This is a genomic window from Serinibacter arcticus (assembly GCF_003121705.1).
Classification (GTDB): domain Bacteria; phylum Actinomycetota; class Actinomycetes; order Actinomycetales; family Beutenbergiaceae; genus Litorihabitans.
The window spans coordinates 3909691-3933241 of the sequence record NZ_PYHR01000002.1 but is presented as its reverse complement, the minus strand read 5'-3'; the positions used below and the strand labels follow the sequence as shown (position 1 = coordinate 3933241).

At 74.8% G+C, this 23551-nt stretch carries 22 protein-coding genes and 2 pseudogenes; 9 read left to right on the top strand and 15 right to left on the bottom strand.

Going from position 1 to position 23551, the window contains the following annotated elements; all coding sequences use genetic code 11:
- Positions 1-73 precede the first annotated feature (73 nt).
- Positions 74-1024: a GlxA family transcriptional regulator gene (locus tag C8046_RS17465; RefSeq protein ID WP_109230541.1), complete on the bottom strand. Its 951-nt coding sequence runs from the start codon at positions 1022-1024 to the stop codon at positions 74-76.
- 94 nt (positions 1025-1118) lie between these two features.
- On the opposite strand from C8046_RS17465, the gene C8046_RS18930 reads away from it, so the two are divergent.
- A complete protein-coding gene (locus C8046_RS18930) occupies positions 1119-1280 on the top strand; it encodes a hypothetical protein (protein WP_199224511.1) in 162 nt (53 codons plus the stop codon).
- Between the two features lies 1 nt (position 1281).
- On the opposite strand, the gene C8046_RS17460 is transcribed toward C8046_RS18930, so the two are convergent.
- From C8046_RS17460 to C8046_RS17440, 5 genes are all read right to left on the bottom strand, one after another.
- Positions 1282-1833: a hypothetical protein gene (locus tag C8046_RS17460; protein ID WP_109230540.1), complete on the bottom strand. Its 552-nt coding sequence runs from the start codon at positions 1831-1833 to the stop codon at positions 1282-1284.
- Positions 1830-3731 (bottom strand): hypothetical protein, encoded by a 1902-nt coding sequence (locus C8046_RS17455; RefSeq protein ID WP_109230539.1) that lies wholly within the window; start codon positions 3729-3731, stop codon positions 1830-1832. The genes C8046_RS17460 and C8046_RS17455 overlap by 4 nt, the downstream gene beginning before the upstream one ends.
- Entirely contained in the window at positions 3715-5796 is a 2082-nt protein-coding gene (locus C8046_RS17450) for a hypothetical protein (protein WP_109230538.1), read from the bottom strand. The genes C8046_RS17455 and C8046_RS17450 overlap by 17 nt, the downstream gene beginning before the upstream one ends.
- Positions 5793-7394 carry an HSP90 family protein gene (locus C8046_RS17445; protein ID WP_235866485.1) on the bottom strand — a complete coding sequence of 534 codons (1602 nt, stop codon included), beginning with the start codon at positions 7392-7394 and terminating at the stop codon, positions 5793-5795. Before C8046_RS17445 ends, C8046_RS17450 begins: the two co-directional genes overlap by 4 nt.
- A 280-nt stretch (positions 7395-7674) precedes the next feature.
- A complete protein-coding gene (locus tag C8046_RS17440) occupies positions 7675-8163 on the bottom strand; it encodes a YbjN domain-containing protein (RefSeq protein WP_109230537.1) in 489 nt (162 codons plus the stop codon).
- 168 nt (positions 8164-8331) lie between these two features.
- Here C8046_RS17440 and C8046_RS17435 point away from each other — a divergent pair.
- Positions 8332-8904, top strand: a pseudogene (locus tag C8046_RS17435) (GDSL-type esterase/lipase family protein); the annotation flags it as partial.
- Between the two features lie 54 nt (positions 8905-8958).
- On the opposite strand, the gene C8046_RS17430 reads toward C8046_RS17435, so the two are convergent.
- The 4 genes from C8046_RS17430 to C8046_RS17415 all read right to left on the bottom strand — a co-directional run bounded on the left by C8046_RS17430 (position 8959) and on the right by C8046_RS17415 (position 11311).
- Positions 8959-9927 carry a zinc-binding dehydrogenase gene (locus tag C8046_RS17430; protein WP_109230535.1) on the bottom strand — a complete coding sequence of 323 codons (969 nt, stop codon included), beginning with the start codon at positions 9925-9927 and terminating at the stop codon, positions 8959-8961.
- A 77-nt stretch (positions 9928-10004) separates the two neighbouring features.
- Positions 10005-10079, bottom strand: coding sequence for a 50S ribosomal protein bL37 (locus tag C8046_RS20280; protein WP_109231027.1), 75 nt, complete (start codon positions 10077-10079; stop codon positions 10005-10007).
- A gap of 93 nt (positions 10080-10172) precedes the next feature.
- Positions 10173-10484, bottom strand: coding sequence for a mycothiol system anti-sigma-R factor (rsrA, locus tag C8046_RS17420; protein WP_109230534.1), 312 nt, complete (start codon positions 10482-10484; stop codon positions 10173-10175).
- The gene (locus C8046_RS17415) at positions 10481-11311 is read right to left on the bottom strand and encodes a sigma-70 family RNA polymerase sigma factor (protein WP_328587619.1); all 831 of its coding nucleotides are present in this window, start codon (positions 11309-11311) and stop codon (positions 10481-10483) included. Before C8046_RS17415 ends, rsrA begins: the two co-directional genes overlap by 4 nt.
- Positions 11312-11415: 104 nt before the next feature.
- On the opposite strand from C8046_RS17415, the gene C8046_RS17410 reads away from it, so the two are divergent.
- The 4 genes and pseudogenes from C8046_RS17410 to hisN all read left to right on the top strand — a co-directional run bounded on the left by C8046_RS17410 (position 11416) and on the right by hisN (position 15215).
- On the top strand, positions 11416-11991 hold the full coding sequence (locus C8046_RS17410; protein WP_109230533.1) for a DoxX family protein: 576 nt from the start codon (positions 11416-11418) through the stop codon (positions 11989-11991).
- A gap of 80 nt (positions 11992-12071) precedes the next feature.
- Positions 12072-13376: a 3-phosphoshikimate 1-carboxyvinyltransferase gene (gene aroA / locus C8046_RS17405; RefSeq protein ID WP_235866387.1), complete on the top strand. Its 1305-nt coding sequence runs from the start codon at positions 12072-12074 to the stop codon at positions 13374-13376.
- A pseudogene (rsgA, locus tag C8046_RS17400) lies at positions 13373-14415 on the top strand (ribosome small subunit-dependent GTPase A). Before aroA ends, rsgA begins: the two are co-directional and overlap by 4 nt.
- Positions 14412-15215 (top strand): histidinol-phosphatase, encoded by an 804-nt coding sequence (hisN, locus tag C8046_RS17395; RefSeq protein WP_109230532.1) that lies wholly within the window; start codon positions 14412-14414, stop codon positions 15213-15215. Before rsgA ends, hisN begins: the two are co-directional and overlap by 4 nt.
- Positions 15216-15247: 32 nt before the next feature.
- Here the strand turns inward: hisN and C8046_RS17390 are convergent, their stop codons facing one another.
- From C8046_RS17390 to C8046_RS17380, 3 genes are read right to left on the bottom strand one after another with little or no spacing between them, the layout of a single operon-like run.
- Positions 15248-15718 carry a DUF6912 family protein gene (locus C8046_RS17390; protein WP_109230531.1) on the bottom strand — a complete coding sequence of 157 codons (471 nt, stop codon included), beginning with the start codon at positions 15716-15718 and terminating at the stop codon, positions 15248-15250.
- Complete coding sequence (locus tag C8046_RS17385; protein ID WP_146197214.1) at positions 15718-16953, bottom strand: AAA family ATPase; 1236 nt, start codon at positions 16951-16953, stop codon at positions 15718-15720. Before C8046_RS17385 ends, C8046_RS17390 begins: the two co-directional genes overlap by 1 nt.
- A 49-nt stretch (positions 16954-17002) precedes the next feature.
- Positions 17003-17656 carry a hypothetical protein gene (locus C8046_RS17380; protein WP_146197213.1) on the bottom strand — a complete coding sequence of 218 codons (654 nt, stop codon included), beginning with the start codon at positions 17654-17656 and terminating at the stop codon, positions 17003-17005.
- Between the two features lie 126 nt (positions 17657-17782).
- Here C8046_RS17380 and C8046_RS17375 point away from each other — a divergent pair, with 126 nt between their 5' ends.
- On the top strand, positions 17783-17995 hold the full coding sequence (locus tag C8046_RS17375; protein WP_109230528.1) for a helix-turn-helix domain-containing protein: 213 nt from the start codon (positions 17783-17785) through the stop codon (positions 17993-17995).
- Positions 17996-18212: 217 nt separating this feature from the next.
- Here the strand turns inward: C8046_RS17375 and C8046_RS17370 are convergent, their stop codons facing one another.
- Positions 18213-18719 carry a hypothetical protein gene (locus tag C8046_RS17370; protein ID WP_109230527.1) on the bottom strand — a complete coding sequence of 169 codons (507 nt, stop codon included), beginning with the start codon at positions 18717-18719 and terminating at the stop codon, positions 18213-18215.
- Positions 18720-18917: 198 nt separating this feature from the next.
- On the opposite strand from C8046_RS17370, the gene C8046_RS17365 reads away from it, so the two are divergent.
- Together C8046_RS17365 and C8046_RS19620 are read left to right on the top strand one after the other, a co-directional pair.
- The gene (locus C8046_RS17365) at positions 18918-20012 is read left to right on the top strand and encodes a LysM peptidoglycan-binding domain-containing protein (protein WP_158277258.1); all 1095 of its coding nucleotides are present in this window, start codon (positions 18918-18920) and stop codon (positions 20010-20012) included.
- A 2-nt stretch (positions 20013-20014) separates the two neighbouring features.
- The gene (locus C8046_RS19620) at positions 20015-20509 is read left to right on the top strand and encodes an Rv3235 family protein (protein WP_109230525.1); all 495 of its coding nucleotides are present in this window, start codon (positions 20015-20017) and stop codon (positions 20507-20509) included.
- A gap of 59 nt (positions 20510-20568) precedes the next feature.
- On the opposite strand, the gene secA is transcribed toward C8046_RS19620, so the two are convergent.
- Positions 20569-23472: a preprotein translocase subunit SecA gene (secA, locus tag C8046_RS17355; protein ID WP_109230524.1), complete on the bottom strand. Its 2904-nt coding sequence runs from the start codon at positions 23470-23472 to the stop codon at positions 20569-20571.
- Positions 23473-23551 lie beyond the last annotated feature (79 nt).

Genomic DNA, 23551 nt, shown 5'->3' with positions numbered 1-23551 from the left:
GGGGTGGGACGGCCGTTCGCGTTGCCGGCCGCCGTGGTCGCGGCGATGCGGGACGACGAGTGTCGGGCGGGCGTCAGACCGCGCGGAACCGGGCCCGGTAGGCGCGCGGCGACAGCCCGAGCGTGCGGGAGAAGTGCTGGCGCAGCAGCGCCGCGTCGCTGAACCCCGCGAGCCTGGCCACCTCGTCCAGGCCCTCCTCCCCCTGCTCGAGGAGCTCCTGCGCCCGCGCGAGCCTCATCCGGCCGACCCAGGCCGCCGGGGTCGTGCCGGTCTCCGCCCGGAACCGACGCGCGAACGTGCGCGGCGTCAGGAGCACGCGGCGGGCCAGCGCCTCCACCGAGAGGTCGCTGGCCGGGTTCTCGCTCGCCCACTCCAGCAGGGCCGCGAAGCTGTCGCTGGAGCACTCCGGCACCGGGTGGTCGATGTACTGCGCCTGGCCGCCGTCGCGGTGCGGCGGGACGACCATGCGGCGGGCGATGCTCGCCGTCGGTGACGCGCCGAGCTCGGAGCGCACCAGGTGCAGGCACGCGTCGATGCTCGCGGCCGTCCCGGCCGAGGTGATGATGCGGTCGTGCTCGACGTAGAGCACGTCGGGGTCGACCTCGACGTCGGGGTGGCGGGTGGCCAGAGCTGCCGTGTACATCCAGTGGGTGGTGGCCCGCCGACCGTCCAGCAGCCCGGCGAGCGCGAGCGCGAAGGCGCCGCTGCACAGGCTGACGATCCAGGCGCCGCGGGTGTGCGCGGACCGGAGCGCCTCGAGCACGGACTCGGGGACCTCGGTGCCCGCCGCGTACGGGGCCATCACGACGGCGTCCGCCCCGTCCAGATCCTCCAGGCCGTGCTCGACCACGACGTCGAACCCGACCTTCGTCGACAGCCGGCCGGGCGTCGGCGTCACCACCCCGAAGTCGAAGACCGGTCCGCCGGTGTCCCTCCGGTCGATGCCGAAGACCTCGGCCGCGGCGGAGAGCTCGAACGGGGAGACGGTCGGGAGCGCGATCACGCGCACCTTGAGCAGGCTCATACGTCGATCGTCACAGCAAGGATGGCAGAAATCAAGCGTTCGTTGTCACGTCTGCCACTGGTGGCTCGAATCGCACGAGAGGAGCATTACTGCCATGACTACCGCACTGGCACTCTTCGCCCTCCTCACCCTGCTCGCGCTCGTCGGCGTCGTCGCCCACCTGGTGCACGAGGTCCGTCGCGACGGCTACGGCACGCGCCCCGCGCCGTCGTCGCACCACGCCTGGGACGACGGCCTGCGGCCCCGCCTCCCCTGACTCAGTCGACGGGCACCGGCTCGCTGCAGGCGCGCCGGGGGGCGTCCTCCAGGACGCCCCGCTCGATCGTCTCGACGTCGCCGAAGTCGAGCCCGAGGTCCGTCACCTGCGACCGGGTGACCAGCTCGACGCACACGACCAGCTCCGCCGACTCCCCCAGCCCCAGGTCGGCCAGGGGATCGCCCGTCGTCATCCAGGTCGCGGCGTCGCTGCGTCCCGGTTCGAGGGTGACGACGGGATCGCCGCCCGGACCGCCGTCGGTCCACTCGCCCTCGTCGGTGCCGAACTCCTGCACGATCCGCAGGGTGCCACCGTTCGCCCGCTCCGCCGAGCCGTAGTAGTCGTGGAACCAGAGCGGCTCGTCGAGCCCGTTGGTGACCTCGACCGTGTACCGCAGGCCGTCGTCGGTGGACACGTCGCTGACGGTCACGTCGACGCCGTCGACGTCGTCGTCCGGATCGGATCCGGAGCAGCCCGTCAGCGCCACGACGGTGAGCGCGACGGACGCGAGTCCGACGGACGAGAGGGCGCGCCCGGCGGCGAGGCGCCTCATCGACCGTTCCCCGACCGTCGACCCGACCGCCCCGACAGCGCCGCCAGCACCTCGTCGGCCTGCAGGTCCTGACCCCGCTCCCGCAGCAGCGCCACGAGCTCCCCGGCCGCGTCGGCCCGCGAGCGCGCGGCATTCACGAGCGTGAAGGCCTCGACGGCGGACTCCAGACCCCAGACGGCGGCGTCACTCTCGCCGACCTCCTCGTGCAACCGACCGGCGAGCCAGAAGGCGTGGCCCGCGTCGTCGATCGCGCCGTGCGCGGCGAACGCCTCACCGGCGGCGACGGCGTCGGAGGCCGCCCGCGCGAGCGTGGCCGGCCGGTCGTCGCCGAGCGCGATCTCCGCCAGGACGCGGGCCCGGGCGTCCAGCAGGTGCGCCGCCGCGGGGTGCGCCGCGACGTCGAGCACGGCGAGCGCCTCCCCCACCGCCCCGAGCAGCTCGCCCGTCTCCCCGGCCCGGGTCGCCGCCTGCGCCCAGGCGACGAGCACGGGGGCGACGTCGGACGCCGCCGTCCGGGCCTCGGTCAGCAGGGCGACGGCCTCGCGGTAGTGGAGGTGGGCGCCCTCGACGTCCCCGAGCCGATCGGTGAGCCTGGCCGCCTCCGCCAGGGCGAACCCTGCGTCGAGCAACCGTCCGGAGCTCCTGGCGGCCTGGGAGGACGCGAGGTAGGACGCGACGGCGGCGACGTCGTCGCCCGCGGCGGCCTCGCGCTCGGCCCGCGCCAGCAGGTCATCGCCCGTCGGCGCGACGGCGTCCGCGGGCGCGGCGGCGGCGTCGCCGGACCCCGCCGCGGGGCGCGGCAGCGACAGCGACAGGTCGATCGGCGGCGGGGCCGGGGCGTCCATGATCGCGAGCGCCCGCTCCCGCGTCCGCGGGCTGCCGGCGCGTGCCCCGAACGCGTCGGCGAGCGCGAGGGCCCGCTCGCGCACCCAGGTGTCCAGCTCGGCGATCGTCGTGGCCGGCACGTCGCGCAGCCGCACCGGGCGGTCGGGCTCGGTCACGCGCATCACCCCGGTGGCCGACGCCACGCTCAGGAGGAGCTGGAGGTGCCAGAACGGGGTGATCGCCCTGTGCAGGAGGTGCTGGTCGTCGACGAGCGCCGCGAGCGCCGCTCCCGTCTCGCCCCCGCGTCCGAGCAGCGCGATCCGTCGGCCGCGCGCCCCGACCATGTCGGTCTCCGCCCGTGCCAGCGCGGCGACGGCCGCGCGATGCACCCGGACGGCCGCCTCGGGGTCGCCGTTCTCGAGGTGGGCGAGCGCGAGCACGGAGAGCATGTCGGCGGGCTCGGTCGAGCACGCCTCCTCCGGCAGGCCCGGCGCCTCCAGCACCGCCACGGCCTCGGCGTACCGACGACCGCGGACGAGGAAGATGCCCTGGCGCGTGCGGTGGCAGTGCTCGCACGCCTGCGCAGGTTCGTCCGGCTCGCGCAACCAGGCGGCGTAGGCGGCGTCGGCGTCGTCGCGCTCCATCCGCACCGACCACCGCAGGCGCTCGTAGGCGGGGGCGTGCCGCGAGAGCCCGGCGACGGCGTAGCGCTGCTCCATCTCGGTCAGCAGGTTCTCGATCGAGGCGGCAGGCACGGTGGGGTCGTCCTGCAGCCCGCCGAGCATCCAGGCGAACGCCCCGAAGTACAGCGAGGTGTCGACCTCGTCGAAGTGCTCGGGACGCTCCTCGCGCAGCCGGGTCAGCCGCGAGAACGGGACCAGGGCCCTGGTCGCCTCCCCGCCCCAGAACAGCGCGTCCACCAGGCCGGCGAGCGCGTACGGGAGCACCGTCTCCGTCTCGGGCTCCTCGGCCCGGCGCACCGCCGCGGCGGCCGCCTCGGAGCGCGCCAGGCCGTAGGGCAGGCGACCGATCCGCGTGACCGTGCCGACCAGGTCCTCAGCGGCCGACGTCATCGCGCCAGCTCCGTGACGACCTCGTCGGCCCGGGTGTGCTGGCCGGTGCCGCGCAGCAGCGCGACGAGCTCGCCGCCCACCTCGGCGCGCAGCGGGTCCCGCGCGATGCCGAACCCCTCGGTGGCGGACTCCAGGCTCCAGACGGCGTCCTCGACGCGGCCGGCGTCGCGCTGCAGGCGCCCCGCCAGCCAGAACGCGTGGGCGGCGTCGGCGATCGCCCCGACCGCGGCGTAGGCCTCGGCGGCGCGGATCGCGAGCGTGACGGCGTCGGTGTCGGCGGGCGGGTCGGTGGTTGCGTCCGTGTCCGCCCACGGGGAGGCGGGCGACGCCGCGGGGCCGCGGCGAGCAGCCGGGCTGCGGTGTCGTCCAGGTCGGCGAGCGCACGTCGGGCGGCGCCGCGCTCGCGCTCGACGAGGTCCACCGCGGCCTCGGGGCGCTCCGCCTCGACGAGGGACCGCAGCGCGGGCCGCAGGACGCCGACGACGGCCAGCACGTCACCGGCCCCGCCCGCGCGGGCCGCCACGGGCGCCCACGCGACGACGACCCGGGTCAGCAGGCCGGGCGGCGTCCCCGCCGCCCGCAGCCGGGCGGTCGAGGCGACGTACCCGGCGTGGGAGCCGTCGACGTCGCCGAGCAGGTCGGCGCACCGGGCCGCCTCGGCCCACGCCAGCCCCGCGTCCGCCAGCCGCCCGGCGGCGTCGAGCAGGCCCGCCGCGACCTGGTAGGAGGCCACGGCCTGCGCGGGCCGGTCGGCCGCGAGGTGCTCCTCGGCCAGGGCGAGGTGGGCGTCGGCCGGCGCGGCGGGCGCGGTCGGGAACGACGCGTCGTCGTGACCCGCGACCGCGAGCGGCCCCGCGCCGGAGCCGCCGAGGTGCTGTCCGGCGGGCTCGGCGTCGCGCGACGACGAGCCGCCCGGGGGCGGTGTGACCGCGGCGACCGTCGGCGCCGTCCCCGCGACGGCGGCGGGGTCGATCACCGTGAGGCTGAGCGGCGTCTCCGAGGGTCGGACGGAGGCGGCGGCCTCGACCTCGCGGACGAGCCGGTCGGAGCCGTTCCGAGCGTCGAACGCGGCCGCCAGCGACCGCGACCGCTCCGCCGTCCAGGCGCCCAGCTCCCCCACCGTGGCCGCGGGCACCCCCGGGACGGCGACCGGCCGCTCCCCGACGTCCGGCAGCGCCGCCAGCGCGCGCAGCACCGCGATGCCGAACCGCAGCTGCCCCAGGGGCGAGTCGGCGTCGACGAGCAGGTGCCCGTCGCTCGCGAGCGCCTCGAGCGCGCGGTCGGTCGCTCCGCCACGCGCGAGCAGCTCCAGGCGTCGGCCGCGCGCACCGACCATGTCCGACTGCGTGTCCGCGAGGGCGGCGACGGCGCGCCGGTGCGCCTCGAGCGCGGCCCCCGCGTCGCCCTGGTCGAGGTGGGCGAGCGCGAGCACGGAGAGCATGTCGGCCGGTTCGGTGGCGCACCAGCGCGTGGTGGGCGGCACCGTCTCGATCACCCGGATCGCCTCGGGCACGCGGCCGGTGGCGGCGAGGTGGACGGCCTGGTCCCCCAGCTCGCACGCCTCGCACTGCGAGTACTCGTCGCGCGGGGTCGCGGCCCAGGCGGTGAAGGCGAGCTCGACGTCGGGGTCCCCCGTGTGCTCCGCCCACCGGAAGGCGGCGTAGGCGACGGCGTCCAGCCCGTTCCCGGCGACGGCGTAGCGCCGCTCCATGTCCGCGATCGTGGCGGTGATCTGGGTGGCGGGGACGTCGGGGTACTCCACGAGCCCCGTGACCATCCACTTGAACGCCCAGAAGAAGTCGTGCCGGTCACCCTCGTCGAAAAGCTCGGGGCTGGTGTCCCACAGCCGGATCGAGCGGCGGAACGGCACGTAGGCCTTCGCCCCCTCGCCGCCCCAGACGTAGGACTCCACGAGCGCGAAGAGCGCGTACGCGAGCGTCTCGGCGGGGCCCTCCTCCTCGATCCGGCGGGCCTCCTGCTCGGCGATCTCCGTGCGGGCGACGCCGTACGGCATCCGACGGATGCGTCCGACGGCCCGGTTGGCCTCGTCGACCGTGCGGCTCATGCGTTCCCTCGTCCCTCGTCGTCGCGACCCAGGCCCGCGCGCAGCAGCGCCCCGAGCGCGTCGTTGAGCTCCTCGACCTCGCGCGGGCGCAGGCCGTCGCCGGCCAGCATCACCGCCGAGAGGTAGAGCGAGCGGATCCCGGCAGCCGACACCTCGCCGGGCGGGGCCGCCAGCAGGTCCCGCACCAGCGGCGCGGAGTCGTTGAGCACGAGACGCCGACTCGTCACCGGCGTCGCGAAGCCCTGCAGCACCGACCCCCACAGGTCGTCCGCCGCCTCGACCTCGCGCCGCAGGTCGCGCTGGTGCTCGCCGTCGCGGTCGCGCAGCAGCATGGCCGGCACGTGCTCCGGGGCGAACTCCCGCACCAGCACCTCGCAGTCGGCCTCGGCCAGCACCGCGTTGGCTGCGGCGACGGCGTCGAGCACCGCGAGCTCCCGCGAGGGGTCCAGCGGTCGCAGGATCGCGGCCAGGTCGTCGGTCGCGAGCTCGCGCACGCGCCAGCCCGGACGCCGCCCCAGCTGGGTCAGCAGGTCGGCGTCGTAGACGTAGCCGGCGTTCACGACGGTGAGCCCCTGGGCCCGGGCCACCGAGGCGACGCGGCGATAGGCCTGCGTCGTCGCGGTGTAGACGATCTCGCCGTCGGCCTCGCGCAGCTCCGCGAGGGTCGCGCCTCCGTCGGTGGTCTCGTACGGCAGGACGCGCGCGACCAGGTCGAGCATGTCGGCGTCGGTGAGCGCGAGGGCCCGCAGCGCCAGGTGGTGGGTCTCGACGAAGCGGCGGGCGAGGCCGCCGGGGGCCGCGCCGGACGCGCCGCCCAGCGTCCGGGTGGCCCACTCCTTGAGCTGGGCGGCGAGCGCCTCGGACGTGGCGAGCAGCACCTCGTCCGTGTGGAGCTGCTCGCGCGAGGCCGTCGGGTGCAGCTCGGTCGCGTCGACCACGGCGCGCACGAAGAACGCCCACTCCGGCAGCAGCCCCTCCACGCGGGGGCCGACCAGCATCTGCTTGAGGTAGACCCGGTGCCCGCTCGAACCGGGTGCGGCCGAGGGCAGGATGAACGCCACGCCCGTCAGCCCGGTCAGCGGGACGGCGAGGTCGATGTGCCCGAGCGGGGTGAAGCCGAGATGCTTCTCGCAGTAGGCCACCAGGGCCTCGCGGCGCGCCGCCTCGGTCGGGTAGGTCCGGCGCCACGGCGGGCCGTCGCCGGTGATCCGGCGCCACAGGGGCGCTCCCCCGACCAGGACCTGCACGGCGACGTCGAGCGGGAGCAGCGACCCGTACTCCTCCGCGAGCGCCGTGACGGTCTCCTCCGCCAGCCAGTGCTCGGCGTCGCGCCTGGCCCGCAGCACGACCCGCGTCCCCACGGGCACCTCGCCATCGGGGTCGTCGCGCTCGCTGATCTCGAACGTGCCGTCGTCGTAGCCGCGCCACGTCACGACTGCGGAGCCCTCGCGCGCGGAGCGCGACGTCACCTCGATCCGGTCGGCGACCATGAAGGCCGCCAGCATGCCGATCCCGAACTGGCCGATGTACTCGGTCCTGCCCAGCCCGAGCCCGTTCTCCGTGTCGCGCTTGGAGCTGCGGCCGATGGTCGCCAGCAGCTCGGCCGTCTCCTCGGCCGTGAGCCCGATGCCCGTGTCGACGACCTCGAGGCTCGGGACGCCGTCGTCGTCCCCCCCGCGCCGTCGACGCCGTCCGCCCGACCGTGCGGGTGCACGATCAGGCGGACGGTCGCGGGAGCGTCTGGCTCCAGGAGCCTCCTGGCCGTCACGGCGTCCACCGCGTTCTGCAGGAGCTCGCGCACGTAGACGCGGGGACCGGAGTAGAGGTGGCGGGCCAGCAGGTCGACCATGCCGCGCAGGTCGACCTGGAACGTGCTCGTCACTCGCGCTCGAACTCCGCCCGGGCCAGCGCGGCCTCCGCCGGGAAGGACTCGTCGAGGGTGTCGAACGCCTGGCCGGACGTCGCGATGGCGCACGCGATGTGGAGGTCGATCTGCTCGTCGGAGACGCCGTGCTCGTAGTCGACGGTGTGCTCGGCGTAGACGCCGACCACGTCGTCCTCGGCGCGGGCGTAGAGCTTGGGCCACAGCTTCTCGGCGTTCCACGCGTTGACCAGGCCGGTCACCGCGCCGAGCTGCTCGATGGAGACCGCGCGGTTCCAGCGGCCGCGGATCTGCAGGTACTCCGAGGACTGCCCGAGGAGGAAGAAGTAGAACAGGTGACCGTCCCAGTAGCCGCCGATGTCGCCGTCGTCGTCGACGCCGTACTGGGCGTCGCGGTCGTCCAGCCGCGCCCTGATCCGCTCGCTCGTCAGCGGCGCGAGCGCCCCGGCCGACGTGCCCTCCTGCGGCTTGGTGAAGAAACCCACGTGCCTACCCTTCGTCTGCCTGCCCTGGTCGTGGACCGACGGTGCACCGTGGCCCGAACGGCAGGCTAGCAGCGCCCACCGACACCGGCCCCGGCGCGGGGCGACCGACTCGCGCGCCCCGGGTGGCACGATGGAGCGCGTGGCAGACCTGACGCAGACCGTCCGACGACTCTTCGTCGTCGGGGACGAGCTCGTGGCCGGCTTCGGCGACCCGCGGGCCCTCGGCTGGGTCGGTCGGGTCGTCGCCCGCTCGACGCCGCAGAGCCTGCTGGTGTGCACGCTCGCCGTGCCCGGCGAGACGACGACGGCCCTGAGCGCGCGCTGGGAGGGGAGGTCGCGCGTCGCCGCGGCCACGCCGACGCCGCCCTCGTGCTCGCGCTCGGCGCCCACGACCTCGTCGCCGGGACGTCGATGGCGCGCAGCCGTCTCAACCTGGCCAACATCCTGGACAAGGCCGACGCGCTGCACCTGCCCGCGTTCGTCGTCGGGCCGCCGCCGCGCACCGATCTCGACGGCGCCGCCCAGGCCGCGCTCTCGGCCGCCTACGCCGACGTGTGCCACCGCCGCCGCGTGCCCTACGTCGAGACGTACCAGCCGCTCGCGACCCACGAGCAGTGGCTGTCCGACCTCGCGCTCACGGACGGCATCCACCCCGCCCAGGCCGGTCACGGCCTGCTGGCGTGGCTCGTGCTGCACCACGACTGGGCTGACTGGATCGGCACCGTTGTCGACGACGCCTGACCCGGCGCGCCACCGCCAGAGCTCGATCGTGCGGCGCGCTCGGCGCCCGGCGGATCAGGACACCCGCACGACGACCTTCCCGCGCACCCGGCCGGCCACCAGGTCCGCCAGCGCCCCGGGGACGCCGTCGAGGTCGACGACACGGTCCACCAGCGGACGCACCCCGGTCGTGACGAGCAGCTGCTGGACCCGCGCCAGCTCGTCGTAGGTCCCCATCGTCGAGCCGACCACCCGGAGGCCGCGGAAGAACAGGCGATTCAGGTCGGCGCTCGGCGCCTCGCCCGTCGTGGCCCCCGCGACGGCGACGACGCCCCCCGGCCTGAGCGCCCGAAGCGTGTGAGGCCACGTCGCCTCGCCCACCGTCTCCACGACGGCGTCCACCTGCTCCGGGAGCCGCTCCCCCGCCCCGAAGGCGGCGTGGGCGCCCAGCTCGACGGCGGCCGCACCGCGCTCGGCGTCGCGCGAGGTCACCCACACGCGCAGGCCGGCGGCCCTGGCCAGCAGGACGCTCGCCGTCGCCACGCCGCCGCCGGCGCCCTGGACGAGCACCGTCTGGCCGGGCCGCAGGTCGGCCGCCGTGAACAGCAGCCGGTAGGCCGTCAGGTAGGCGGTCGGCAGGCAGGCCGCGTGCTCGGCGGTCAGGTCGGGGTGGCGGGGCAGCACGTTGTGCTGCGGCACCCAGACCTCCTCCGCGAGGGTGCCTGGATGCTTCTCCGACAGCAGCGACCGGCGCGGGTCGAGCGTCTCGTCACCGTGCCAGGCGGGGTCGGCGATCACGCCGTGCACGATCACGGGGGTGCCGTCGTCGAGCAGCCCCGTGGCGTCGGTGCCCAGCACCATCGGCAGCCGGTCGGCGGGGAGACCCACGCCGCGCAGCGACCACACGTCGTGGTGGTTGAGGCTCGCTGCCTCGATCCGGACCCGCACCCACCCCGCCGGCGGGGCGGTCGGTTCGAGGTCGACGACGGCGACCCCCGCCCCGGGGTCGTCCGGATCCTGGGTCCTCACCACGACGGCACGCATCCCGCCACGGTACCGACCTCCTGACGCAGAAACACGGACGGCCACCCGAGGGTGGCCGTCCGTGCTGGTCTCGTGCGTCAGGCGTTGGGGCGCTTGCCGTGGTTGGCAGCGCTGCCCTTACGAGACTTGCGCTTGCGTCCGCGCTTGCTCATGGGAACTCCTCGAGAGGTTTCGGTGGTGACGAACCATCGTCCCACAGGTCGACGGGTGGGGCCGACGGCGCGGCGCCCTCGCGGGCAGCGGGGTCAGCCGAGGCGGCGGACCGTGATCTGGCTGACGATGCGCAGGCGGAGCTGGTCGGGCGCCTTGGAGTAGCAGGCGCGCCGCACGAGCAGCCGGACGTGCTCCTCGACGTCGGCCGCCTCGAGGCACGGCTCGCACGTCTCGATGTGCGCCCGGACGATCTCGGCGTCGGGCTCGGACATCGCGTGGTCGAGCAGCTCGGCCAGGTGCTCGAGCGCGTCGCGGCACTCGGCGCTCAGGGGCGCGGACCGGGCGGCGACGTCGTCGGCCGCGGTGCCGGCCGGGTCGGTGACGGAGGCGGTGGAGTCGCTCATGACGGAACCTTCATCCCCAGGTCGCGGGCGTGGTCGGCGAGCAGGGTCCGCAGCTGGCCCCGGCCGCGGTGCAGGCGGGACATCACCGTCCCGATGGGGGTGCCCATGATCTCGGCGATCTCCTTGTAGGCGAAGCCCTCGACGTCGGCCAGGTAGACCACGAGGCGGAAGTCGTCCGACAGCTCCGCCAGCGCATCGCGCACGACCGAGTCGCCCAGCCGGTCGAGCGCCTCGACCTCGGCCGAGCGCAGGCCGATGGCGGTGTGGGACGCCGCGCGGGCGATCTCCCAGTCCTCGACGCCGTCGGAGTCCGACTGCAGCGGCTCGCGCTGCTTCTTGCGGTAGGAGTTGATGTACGTGTTCGTGAGGATGCGGTACAACCACGCCTTGAGGTTCGTGCCCGGGCGGAACTGGTGGAAGGACGCGTACGCCTTGGCGAACGCCTCCTGGACCAGGTCCTCGGCGTCGGAGGGGTTGCGCGTCATCCGCAGGGCCGCGCTGTAGAGCTGGTCGAGGTGCGGGAGGGCGTCCGTCTCGAAGCGCAGCGTGCGCTCGGCGGCCGTCTCCGTCTCCCTGACGTCCTCGGGCTCGGCCTCCTCGACCGGTTCGGTCGCTGCGGGCTCCACGGTGGCGGCCTGTTCGACCGGCTCGACGGCGGGGGTCGACTCGACGGGCGGCGCCGCGACGGCGACCGGCTCGACCCGGGCGTTGCCCGAGGTGACGGGGTCGGTCGGGTTGCTGGATCCGGCGTCGTGCGAGGTGGCGTTCATCAGCCACCAGCCTACGGCCGCGAGGTCGACGGCGGCGCGATCGGGCGCGGTCAGCACGCTCTGTTCTCTCACACCTGGGCCAACGTGCACGGGCCCCTGCTCATTCCCGCACGTCCGACGAGAGACTCGCCTTTGACGCACGGGTGCGGTAAGGATGGAGCATGATGCTGCGCCGCGTTGCTCGTCCCCTGCTGGCCTCCGTCTTCGTCGCGGACGGGTGGCGCGCCGTCCGTCATCCCGCGGCCGAGGTCGAGCACCTGCCGCAGGCGCGGCCCGCCCTGACCCAGCTCGCCGACAAGGCGCCCGTCCAGCTCAGCCCCGACCTGATCGTGCGCGCCGCCGGTGCCGCCAAGATCGTCGCGGGCGGCCTCCTCGGCCTCGGGATCGCCCCGCGCGCCGCCGCGACCGTCCTCACGGTGCTCCACCTCCCGACCGTCGTCGCGGCCAACCCGTTCTGGGACGCCACCGGCGAGAAGCGTCGCGAGCACCTCCTCGGGCTGCTGCGCGACTCCGCCGTCCTCGGAGGGCTGCTGCTCGCCGCCGCCGACACCGCGGGCAAGCCGTCGATCGCCTGGCGCCTCGACACCGCCCGCTCCACCTCGGCCAAGCACGTCGCCACGAGCGCGAAGCACGCGAAGCGCACGGCCAAGGTGGCCAGGATCGCGGCCAAGCAGACGATCGCCCGCGTGCCCGACAAGGCGAAGCTCGCGCTGCACGAGGTCACCGACCACTCCTGAGTCCCGTGGGGCTGTCCTCCGGCGCGGCGGCCGACCCCGCCGTCGACGGATCGCCGGGCGGCCCGACTACCCTGGCAGGCGTGACCGACCAGCCCTGGAACGCCCCGCTCGCCCACCGCCCGCTCGACGCGACCGTCGCCGTCCCCGGGTCGAAGTCGCTCACCAACCGCTATCTCCTGCTGGCCGCCGTCGCCTCGGGTCCCACCCGCCTCGTCGCTCCGCTGCACTCCCGCGACAGCGCCCTGATGATCGACGCGCTCCGCGCGCTCGGGGCAGGTGTCGAGGTGACGGCCGACGGCGACGTGGACGTGACGCCCGCCACGACCGTCCGCGGTGGCGCGAGCATCGACTGCGGCCTCGCCGGGACCGTCATGCGCTTCGTGCCGCCGCTCGCCGCCCTCGCCGACGGCGACGTCCACCTCGACGGTGACGAGCGCGCCCGCGAGCGCCCGATGGACGGGGTCGTCGACGGCCTGCGCGGCCTCGGCGTCGACGTCACCCACGACGGCGCCCCTGCCCGCACGCTGCCCTTCACCGTCCACGGCACCGGCGGCCTCGAGGGTGGGGACGTCACGATCGACGCGTCGGTCTCGAGCCAGTTCGTCTCGGCGCTCCTGCTCGTCGCCCCGCGTCTGCGCCGCGGCCTGGACCTGCGCCACGTGGGCGAGCGCCTGCCGAGCAAGCCGCACATCGACATGACGCTCGAGGTGCTGCGCGGCCGCGGCGTCGACGCGCGCGAGGTCGGCGAGGGGCACTGGCGGGTGGAACCCGGCGAGATCGCCGGCGGAGAGGTCGTCGTCGAGCCCGACCTGTCCAACGCCGGCCCCTTCCTGGCCGCCGCGCTCGCGGCCGGCGGCACCGTCCGCGTCCCGCACTGGCCCGCGAGCACGACGCAGCCGGGCGACGACCTCCGCGAGATCCTCACCCGGATGGGCGCCGACGTCGCGCTCGCCGAGGACGGGACGCTCAGCGTCACGGGCACCGGCACCGTGCACGGCCTCGACCTCGACCTCACGCGCGCCGGCGAGCTCGCCCCGACGATCGCCGCGCTCGCCGCGATCGCCGACTCCCCCACGCGACTGCGCGGGATCGGCCACCTGCGCGGCCACGAGACCGACCGGCTCGCGGCGCTGGTCACCGAGATCACCCGACTGGGCGGCATCGCCCGCGAGACGGACGACGGCGTCGAGATCGAGCCCGCGACGCTGCACGGCGCCGTCGTGGAGACCTACCACGACCACCGGATGGCCACGTTCGGCGCGATCGTCGGCCTGGCGGTGCCCGGCGTCGCGATCGTCGACGTCGCCACCACCGCCAAGACCCTCCCGGACTTCCCCGGCCTGTGGCGCGACATGCTCGAGCAGACCGGGGCCGCCGCAGGATGAGGGCAGGCGACTACGACGAGTCCGACGTCCGGATCCGGCCCGCGCGCCGCGGCAGCCGGCCCCGGACCAAGCAGCGCCCCGCCTACGCCCAGGCCGAGGACGGCTTCGTCACCGGCGTCAACCGCGGCCGGTACGAGGTGCTCGTGGACGGTCGCACCCTGACGGCCGTCTCGGCCCGGGAGCTCGGCCGCGCGGGGGTCGTGGTGGGCGACGACGTCGCCGTCGTCGGCGACACCTCCGGCCGCTCGGGATCGCTCGCCCGCATCGTGCGCGTGGCTGAGCGCCGGACCCTGCTGCGACGCTCGTCGGAGGACGTCGGGGGCATCGAGCGGATCCTCGTCGCCAACGCCGACCAGCTCGTGGTCGTGACCGCGCTCGCGGACCCCGAGCCCCGCACCCGGATGGTCGACCGGTGCCTCGTCGCCGCGTTCGACGCCGGGATGGACACCCTCCTGGCCCTGACCAAGTCCGACCTCGCCGACCCCGCCACGTTCTTGCAGCACTACTCCCCCTCGACGTCCCCGCCGTCGTCTCGCGTCGCGAGGACACCACCATCGTGGGGCTGGAGGAGCTGCGCGCACGCCTCGACGGCCGCATCTCGGTGCTCGTGGGGCACTCCGGCGTCGGGAAGTCGACGCTGGTCAACGCGCTGGTCCCCGACGCCGCGCGCGCCGTCGGCCACGTGAACTCGGTGACCGGGCGCGGACGCCACACCTCCACCTCCGCCGTCGCGCTCGCGCTGCCCGGCGGCGGCTGGGTCATCGACACCCCCGGGGTGCGCTCGTTCGGGCTCGGCCACGTCGACGTCGAGGACGTGATCGCCTCGTTCGCCGACCTCGCCGAGGTCGTGACCGGGTGCCTGCCCGGCTGCACCCACCTCGACGGCGCCGCCGGCTGCGCCCTGGACACCTGGCTCGCCCGGCCCGACGTCACCGCGCGCGAGATCGCCCGTGTCGAGTCGCTGCGCCGCCTCCTGACCTCCCGGCTCGGCGACGCCGAGCCCGAGCCGACCGCCTACGACGGGATGCACCAGCGATGACCAGCCCCTCCGCCCACGCCGACGACCTCGCCCTCGCGCTGGCGATCGCCGACGCGCTCGACGCCGTCACCGCCGACCGGTTCGGGGCGCTGGACCTGCGCGTGGACGCCAAGCCCGACACCTCACCCGTCTCCGACGCCGACCTCGCCGCCGAGCGCACGGCCCGCGCCCTGCTGGCCGAGCACCGCCCGCAGGACGCGATCCTCGGCGAGGAGTTCGGCGGCGACGTCGCCCCGAGCGGGCGGCAGTGGATCATCGACCCCATCGACGGCACCAAGAACTTCGTCCGCGGCGTGCCCGTGTGGGCCAGCCTGATCGGCCTCGCGGTCGACGGCGAGATGGTGGTGGGCGTCGTGAGCGCGCCCGCGCTGCACCGCCGCTGGTACGCCGCCGTCGGCGGCGGCGCCTTTCTCAGCGTCGGCGGCGGCGAGCCCCGCCGGCTGGCGGTCTCCGGTGTCTCGGACCTGGCGGACGCCTCGCTGTCGTACGCGAGCCTGGACGGCTGGTCCCAGCGCGGCGAGCTGGACGCCTTCGTCGGACTGCTCACGGAGTGCTGGCGAACCCGGGGCTACGGCGACTTCTGGTCGTACATGATGGTCGCCGAGGGCAGCGTGGACGTCGCCCTGGAGCCGGAGCTGCAGGTCTACGACATGGCCGCGCTCGTCCCGATCGTCACGGAGGCCGGCGGACGGTTCACCTCCCGCGCGGGGCGGGTCGGACCCTGGGACGGCGACGCGGTGGCGACCAACGGCCGCCTGCACGACGTCGTGCTCGACCGCGCCGGGCGGCCGTCCGCCTGACGGGGCGCCGCTGGTCGACCTGCGTCGGTCGGTCAGCCGGCCTCGGCCGCGAGCACGGATCGCTCGGACGGGTGGAACCACAGCAGGTCCACCTCGCCGAGCTCCTCGAACGCGGCGTCGTCGGTCAGCGCCGCCCGCACGGCGTCGGCCGCCTCCGGCTCGTCGACGTGGATGCTCACGACGGCGGACCAGCCGGTCGCGGGGATCTCCCCCACGACGCTGGCGAGCTCCACGAGGTCGCCCGGGACGGCGCCGAGCGGCGTGGTGTCCGGCACCTCGAGGGCCACGACGACGCGGCGCGGGACGGCCGGGAGCGCGTCGGCGGCATCAGCGAGCCGCAGCACCGCGAGGTCGGCGGCGGACAGGAACGCCGACAGCTCCAGGCCCTCCTCGTCCTCCTCCGGCAGCGCGGACCGCAGCGCGGGCGTGACGGCGCAGGCGGGTCGGGGCGTGAGCTCGGGGGCGGCGAGATCGGACAGGACCGCGGGCACGTACAGTCGCATCAGGCCAGTGTGGCACCCCGCCGTCGGGCGAGGACGCCGCGCCGGGCCGGCGCCGGTGCCCCGGAGACCTCCGGGTCCAGCCTCCGGGCGAGCTCGGCGAACGCCCGCCGGGCCGCCGAGCGGGGATCGGTCTCGCGCAGGGTCGCGCCCGCGAGCAGCGCGTCGTCGAACGCCGTGTCCTGGGGGACGACGGCGACCGGACGGGTCCCGGCGAACCGCTCGAGCGCGTGGGTGACGGCCTCCTCCGTACGCCCGCCGCGCGAGGGCCGCACCCGCGTGGCCACGAGGTGGCGCCGCGCCGCGACCCCCTCGGCGTCGAGGTCCGTGAGAGCGGCCACGCCCCGACGCACCCCGACGGGGTCGCCGGCGATCGTCACGACGACGTCGTCCGCGGCGTGCAGCGCCGAGCGCGTGGCGGCCCACCGGTCGGCGCCGCGCGTCGGCGCGGCCTCGAGCCCACCCGCGACGTCGACGACGATCCAGGACGCGCACCGCCGGGCCGCCCGCCAGACGAGGTCGAGGTGGTCCGGTGCGAGCTCGCGCCAGCGGTCGGCGCGGGTGAGTCCCGACACGAGCGCGACGCCCGTCGGGAGGGTGCGGGCCCGGCTGCGCACGAGGGTCGGGTCGAGCGCTCCCTGACCGGCGGCGCGGCAGAGGGCGGCGACGGCGGCCGTCTCCTCGAGCACGCCCAGGACCTGGGTCAGGCAGGGGGCCACGGAGTCGGCGTCCACGAGCATCGTCGGCGCCGCGAGCGCCAGCTCGCTCGCGAGGTGGACGGCCGTGCTCGTCCGGCCAGGGGCGCCGTGCGCGCCCCAGACGACCACCAGCCGACCCGACCGCTCCGGCCCGGTGAGGCTCCGGGCGTCGTCGGGGATGGCCGGCGACGGGGCGGCGACGCTCCCGGGCCCGGACCGACCGACGGGCGTCTCCGCGCGGCGGGCGAGCACCTCGGCGATCACGGCGACGAGCCGGTCGGCCAGGCCCTCGCCGTCCGTCACCACGGCGTCCACCCCGATGGCGACGCCGCGGGAAGCCTGGGTCGCGTCGGCGACGAGCACGACGCCGAGCCCGCACCGGCGCAGGTGCGCCATCCTGCCCGCGTCGACCCCCCGGCCCAGCTGGAGCACCGCCACGTCACCGAGGCCCGCGTCGGCGGCGGCCGTGAGCTCGGCGAGGTCGGCGCACCTCCGGATCACGCGCGCGGGCGAGCCCGGTGCCTCGAGCCGCGAGACCACCTCCGGCTCCTCGGTCCCGGACAGACAGACGAGCGCCCCCGGCTCCACGTCAGCTCCCCGGCCGCTCGACGAGCGTGACGGTGCCGCCGTCGGCCTGGGCCGCGAGCACCCCCGCCACGGCGTCGGCCTCGACCAGGACGCGGGCCACCGACCCGCTCCCCGAGCGGAACATCCCGGTGTCCTCCTCGATCCCGAGGACGCTCACGCCGTCGGCGAGCAGCCGCGGCTCCCCGGCGTCCGCCCGGGGCAGCGCCCACAGGTCGACCTGGACGCCGGCCTCGAGCGTCACGCCCGCCGGCACCGGGACCGTGACGGGGCGACCGTCGACGTCGGCGCTCGTCCCGAGGGCGCTCGCGGGCACCAGCTCCCCCGAGCCGACGAACGAGGTCGCGACGGCGTCGTCGGGGATCTCCGCGGCCGGGAGGTAGACGGCGTCGCCGCCCTCCCACGAGAGGGGGACCGACCGCAGGTCCTCGGCCGAGACGGGATCGCCCGGCGCGAGGTCGTGCCGCGCGACCCACATCTGCTCGCCCGAGCCGGCGCGCTCGATCGCCCAGCTGCCGAGCGCCACCGAGGCAGCGACGAGCACGACCCCGACGCCGAACCGCGGACTGCGCCACGCCGGCGGACGACGCGACGTCACCGCCGCAGGACTGCTCCCGTCACCGGCCCCGCTCTGCGCGCGCGTGCTCCGACGTGCCACCGGCTGCCCCCTTCATTCGCCCCCGCGATGCGCACATCGTGCCACGGCGACCGACGTCGTCGAAGGTTTTCCACAACGTTTGGCCGTCACCGCGCGCGGCGAGAGGAGAGGTGCGAGAATTAGGTCATGCCCGAACGGATGCTGACCCTTGCCGATGTCGCCGAGATCCTCGACATCACCGTGCCGACCGCGCGCGCTCTCGTGCGCCAGGGCGAGATCCAAGGATTCCAGGTCGGCGGCCGCGGGATGTGGCGCGTGGAGTCCAAGGAGCTGGACGCCTACGTCGAGCGCGAGAAGGCCGCAGCGGCATCGCGCCGCAGCTCCCTCCAGCGCGACTGACGTCGATCCGGGTCGGACGGTCGGGGCGCGACCGCCGACCGCCGGCTCGTCGCGGGTGGACGCGACGCACGCGTCTGACGCCCTGACGCCCTGACGCCCTGACGCCCTGACGCCCTGACGCCCTGACGCCCTGACGCCCTGACGCCCTGACGCCCTGACGCCCTGACGCCCTGACGCCCTGACGCCCTGACGCCCTGACGCCCTGACGCCCTGACGCCTACAGCGTGACCGACGTGATCGCCACGAACGGCACCGCGAGCACGGTCCCGTTCCCGTCGTCCACCACGTCCGCGTGGTCGAGTCCCACGCGATCGATCACGCCGACGACCGTTCGGCCCGACGCGATCATCCGGACCGTCCTCCCCTCGGCCTGAAGCCCCCGCAGGACGTGCGACAGCCCCAGCCGTGACTCCGCCGCACCGGGAGCCGGCGCGGCACGATCGGCGCCCTCCACCCACCGCACAGCCGTGAGGGGAACCAGGACCTCCCTGACCGCCGTCGCGAGCACGACCCACGCCCGGGTGGCGTCACGGACGGTCCCGGCGTGGCTGTCGCCGTCGACGCCGACGACGACCGGACGCCCGACGCACGCCCGCAGCCGGTCCGCGAGGGCGATCCGGCCCTGCTCCGCCTCGCCCAGCTCCGCGACGTCGTCCTCATCCGCCTCGCGCGCCGCCGCGTCGGCCTGCGACTCGAGATCCTCGAACAGCTCGTCCCAGCTCATGGCGGCACTCTTCCACACCTCTTGACGCCAGGAGCCATCGTTCGCCATCCTCTGAGCACGTCAAATGACGTCAAACATTCTGGGGGAACGATGTGGACGACCGGCCCTACGCACGCCCGAGCGAGCTCGGGTGCCAAACCCGACGGCGAACGGTCGGCCTCGCCAAGCCTCACCGCGCGAACCGCGACGAGCGCCGGCGTGCTGCTGGCCGCGGTCGCCGCGGGCCTCGCGCTGGCCGCCGACCTGACGCTCGAGCCCACGAACGTCGAGTCCGTCGTCGTGACGGCGGTCAGTTTCGCGGGCGTCCTGGCGTGCCTCTGGTACGCGCTCGCCGCGCTCGTCTCGACCGTGACGCTGCTGGTCGAGTCGACGGGGCGCTCGTGGGCCACGGGTCGCGACCTCCTGCGTCGATGGGCCCCGGCACTCGTGCGCCGGGTAGCGGGGGCCGGGGCCGTCGCGGGGTTGTCCGTGGCCGCACTGGTCGCGCCGTCGACCGCCGTCGCGCCCTCGGACACGCCGGCGGCGACCAGCACGGTGGGCGCGAGATCCTGGGCCGAGGCGACGGACACCTCCGCCATCCCGGCGCACCTCACGCTCGGCGTCGGGTCCCCCGGGACGGAGCGGCCGACGGCCGCACCCCGGGACGGAGGCGCCGTCGAGGCTGCCGGCGCCTCGGGTGCGGAGCTCGCCGCCGCCGCGGGACGGACGGCGGGCGCACCGACGTCCCGGGCGGCCGACGACCCCTCGCCCGCGCTCAAGGGGGCGGTGGCGCTCCCGACGCTCCCGCCGGTGGTCGAGGACACGCCGGTGCCGAGCTCGACGCCGTCGACCGTCCCGAGCGCGACGCCCGACCCGCCGTCCGCCACGGGAGACCCGGCCCGGGCCACGCCCTCGATCGTCCCCACGACGCCTCCGGCGACGACGCCGTCCCCGAACGTTCCCACCGTCGTCGACCCACCCACAGTCGTCGATCCACCCGCCGGCTCGGCCGACACCACGCCCGCGCGGACCGTTCCCGGCAGCCCCGGTTCACCGGTCGTCCCGGCGGTCCCGAGAACGGACCCGCCCTCTCCCGACCAGCAGGCCACGACCTACACCGTCGCGCCGGGCGACTCCCTCTGGCGGATCGCCCAACGGTTCGGCGCCGTCGGCGACGCGGAGACGGCCGAGGCCTGGCAGCACTGGTACCGCACCAACCACGACGTCGTGGGCGACGACCCCGACCTGATCCACCCCGGCACCGCCCTGACGGTGCCGGCGGACCTCCCCTCCCCTCCGAATCCTCAGGAGTAGCCATGTCCGCCCTCCCCGTCGATCCCGACCTCGCCGGCACGCTGCTGCCTGCCCCCGAGCCGCTCCCCCTGCGACCGCCGACCGCCCGCGAGCGACTGTCCCTCGCCCCGACCCGCCCCGGCGCCCCGGGCGAGCGCGGAGACGACCCGTCGACCCGGCCCTCCGCCCCCGTGGACGGCGACCGCTGGTTCGGGGCGCTCGCCCTCGCCGTCGTGGAGGTCCTCAGCGGCGCCCGTCCGGCGCAGCAGCTCCTGCGCTGGCTGACCCCGGAGATCTACGGCGCGCTCGCGCGCCGGGCCGGGCTCCACGTCCGGGTGCACGGCCGGCCGACCCGGCCCGTGCACGGGCGGGTGCTCTCGACGCGCGCCGAGGTGACGGACTCCGGCCACGTCGAGGTGTGCGCCGTCATCCACGACGGGAGCCGCGTGCGCGCCGTCGCGGGCCGTCTGGAGGTCTTCCGCGACCGCTGGCGGGTCGTGGAGATGCAGATCGGCTGAGCCCCCGTGCGGGGACCCAGCCGATCCGGTCGTTCTCGTTCGTCGCCCGGCGGCGACGTTCAGCGCTTCTTGGCCTGCTTGGCAGCCCGGCGACGCTCCTCGCGGTTCACGGAGCCCTCGCCGGCCTCCGCGCCACCGTTCTCGCTCGCCGCGGCAGCAGCGGCCGGGCGGCGGGCAGCGCCTCGCGCCGAGCCCGTGACGAACGCGGAACCGTCCTCCGACGGCGCCGAGTACTGCAGGTTCGTCGGACGGGCCGGCGCCTCCAGCCCCAGGTCGTCGATCGCCGGTGCAGCCTTCGCGGCCGGCGCCTCGGCGGCGGGGGCCGGAGCCTCCGTGACGGCGGGAGCCGGGGTCCCGTCCCCGTCGCTGGACGCCGGGGCGTCCTTCGCAGCGGTGACGGCGGCGACGAGGCCGGCCCCGGCGGCGGCGAGGGCGGGCGTGCCGACGACGGTCTGGGGCGCGGGCTCGGGAGCCTTGACCTCGAGGTGGAAGACGTATCCGACGGCCTCCTCCTTCACCGCCTCGTTCATCGCGTTGAACATGGTGAAGCCCTCGCGCTGGTACTCCACGAGCGGGTCGCGCTGGGCCATCGCGCGCAGGCCGATGCCCTCCTTGAGGTAGTCCATCTCGTAGAGGTGCTCGCGCCACTTGCGGTCCATCACGGACAGCACGACGCGGCGCTCGACCTGACGCATGACGTCGGAGCCCAGCGTCTCCTCACGGTTGGCGTAGGCGACCTTCGCGTCCGACAGGATCTCGCGCAGGAGGCTCTCCCGCGTCAGGCGGTTCTTGCCGCCCGCGGCCTCGACGACCTCGTCGATCGTCAGGCTGACCGGGTAGAGCGGCTTGAGCAGCGCCCACAGCTCCTCGAGGTCCCACGTGGCGGGGTCGCCCTCGGTGAGGGAGCTGACGGCGTCGGTGAGGACGTCGTCGATGAACGACTGCACCTGGTCCTCGAGGTTCTCCCCCTCGAGCACCCGGCGGCGCGTGCCGTAGACGGCCTCGCGCTGGCGGGACAGGACGTCGTCGTACTTGAGGACGTTCTTGCGAATCTCGAAGTTGCGCGCCTCGACCTGACCCTGCGCGCTCTGGATGCCGCGGGAGACGATCTTGGACTCGAGCGGTACGTCCTCGGGGTAGGAGGAGGAGCTCATGAAGCGCTCCGCGAGACCCGAGTTGAACAGGCGCATCAGGTCGTCCTGCATCGACAGGTAGAACCGGGACTCACCCGGGTCGCCCTGACGGCCGGAACGGCCTCGCAGCTGGTTGTCGATGCGTCGCGACTCGTGGCGCTCGGTACCCAGCACGTACAGGCCGCCGAGCTCGACGACCTCGTCGTGCTCCGCCGCCACCGACTCCTGCGCCGTCGCGAGAGCGGCGGGCCAGGCGGCCTCGTACTCCTCCGGCGTCTCGGCGGGGCTCAGCCCCTGGTCGGCGAGCGCGGCCACCGCGAGGTGCTCGGCGTTGCCGCCGAGCATGATGTCGGTACCGCGGCCGGCCATGTTCGTGGCGACCGTGACGGCACCCTTGCGGCCGGCCATCGCGACGATCGCGGCCTCGCGAGCGTGGTTCTTGGCGTTGAGGACCTCGTGCGGGACGCCCTGGCGCTTGAGGCGGACCGACAGGTCCTCGGACTTCTCCACCGACGTCGTGCCCACGAGGACCGGCTGCCCGGCGGCGTGGCGCTCGACGAGGTCCTCGACGACGGCGTTGATCTTGGCGTCCTCGGTCGTGAAGACGAGGTCGGACCCGTCGATGCGCTGCATGCCCCGGTTGGTGGGGATCGGCACGACGCCCATGGTGTAGGTGTTCTGGAACTCCGCGGCCTCGGTCATCGCCGTACCGGTCATGCCGGAGATGCGGTTGTAGAGACGGAAGTAGTTCTGCAGCGTGATCGTGGCGAGGGTCTGGTTCTCGGCCTTGATCACCACACCCTCCTTGGCCTCGATCGCCTGGTGCATACCGTCGTTGTAGCGACGGCCGGCCAGCACGCGACCCGTGTGCTCGTCGACGATGAGGACCTCGCCCTTGATGACGACGTAGTCCTTGTCGCGCTTGAAGAGCTCCTTGGCCTTGATCGCGTTGTTGAGGAAGCCGATCAGCGGCGTGTTCAGCGACTCGTACAGGTTCTCGATGCCGAGGTGGTCCTCGACCTTCTCGATCCCGGGCTCGAGGACGCCGACGGTGCGCTTCTTCTCGTCGACCTCGTAGTCGACCTCGCGCTCCATGCGGCGCACGACGCGGGCGAACTCGGCGAACCACTTGTTCGTGTCGCCCGAGGACGGACCCGAGATGATGAGCGGCGTCCGGGCCTCGTCGATGAGGATCGAGTCGACCTCGTCGACGATGACGAAGTTGTGGCCGCGCTGGACCAGCTCGTCCGTCGTCCAGGCCATGTTGTCGCGCAGGTAGTCGAACCCGAGCTCGTTGTTCGTGCCGTAGGTGATGTCCGCGGCGTAGTGACGACGGCGCTCCTCGGGCTTCTGGCCCGAGAGGATGACGGCGGAGGTCAGCCCCAGGAAGCGGTAGACGCGACCCATGAGCTCGCTCTGGTAGCTCGCGAGGTAGTCGTTGACCGTGACGACGTGGACGCCCTTGCCGGAGATGGCGTTGAGGTAGGCGGGCAGCGTCGCGGTGATGGTCTTGCCCTCACCGGTCTTCATCTCGGCGATGTTGCCGAGGTGGAGCGCCGCGCCACCCATGAGCTGGACGTCGAACGGGCGCTGGCCGAGCGTGCGCTTGGCGGCCTCGCGGACGACGGCGAAGGCCTCGGGGAGCAGCGCGTCGAGGCTCTCGCCGTCGGTGTGCCGCTGCTTGAAGACGTCGGTCTCCTCGCGGAGCTCGGCATCGGTGAGGTCCGTGAACGAGTCCTCGAGGGAGTTCACCTGCGCCGCGATCCCGTGCAGCTTCTTGAGGATGCGGCCCTCGCCCATGCGAAGGACCCGGTCGAGGATGGAGACCACGCTTTGCTCCCAGAATTGGTGTCAGACGCCGGTAGGCGCGCCTCGCGTCCCCACGTGGGAGCCGCCCCTCCATCGTAGG

What these genes read in the sequence shown, in the direction of transcription:
- C8046_RS17465 (WP_109230541.1), bottom strand. Translation starts at nt 1,024, where the DNA reads ATGAGCCTGCTCAAGGTGCGCGTGATCGCGCTCCCGACCGTCTCCCCG.
- C8046_RS18930 (WP_199224511.1), top strand. Translation starts at nt 1,119, where the DNA reads ATGACTACCGCACTGGCACTCTTCGCCCTCCTCACCCTGCTCGCGCTC.
- C8046_RS17460 (WP_109230540.1), bottom strand. Translation starts at nt 1,833, where the DNA reads ATGAGGCGCCTCGCCGCCGGGCGCGCCCTCTCGTCCGTCGGACTCGCG.
- C8046_RS17455 (WP_109230539.1), bottom strand. Translation starts at nt 3,731, where the DNA reads ATGACGTCGGCCGCTGAGGACCTGGTCGGCACGGTCACGCGGATCGGT.
- C8046_RS17450 (WP_109230538.1), bottom strand. Translation starts at nt 5,796, where the DNA reads ATGAGCCGCACGGTCGACGAGGCCAACCGGGCCGTCGGACGCATCCGT.
- C8046_RS17430 (WP_109230535.1), bottom strand. Translation starts at nt 9,927, where the DNA reads ATGCGTGCCGTCGTGGTGAGGACCCAGGATCCGGACGACCCCGGGGCG.
- rsrA (WP_109230534.1), bottom strand. Translation starts at nt 10,484, where the DNA reads ATGAGCGACTCCACCGCCTCCGTCACCGACCCGGCCGGCACCGCGGCC.
- C8046_RS17410 (WP_109230533.1), top strand. Translation starts at nt 11,416, where the DNA reads ATGATGCTGCGCCGCGTTGCTCGTCCCCTGCTGGCCTCCGTCTTCGTC.
- hisN (WP_109230532.1), top strand. Translation starts at nt 14,412, where the DNA reads ATGACCAGCCCCTCCGCCCACGCCGACGACCTCGCCCTCGCGCTGGCG.
- C8046_RS17390 (WP_109230531.1), bottom strand. Translation starts at nt 15,718, where the DNA reads ATGCGACTGTACGTGCCCGCGGTCCTGTCCGATCTCGCCGCCCCCGAG.
- C8046_RS17375 (WP_109230528.1), top strand. Translation starts at nt 17,783, where the DNA reads ATGCCCGAACGGATGCTGACCCTTGCCGATGTCGCCGAGATCCTCGAC.
- C8046_RS17370 (WP_109230527.1), bottom strand. Translation starts at nt 18,719, where the DNA reads ATGAGCTGGGACGAGCTGTTCGAGGATCTCGAGTCGCAGGCCGACGCG.
- C8046_RS19620 (WP_109230525.1), top strand. Translation starts at nt 20,015, where the DNA reads ATGTCCGCCCTCCCCGTCGATCCCGACCTCGCCGGCACGCTGCTGCCT.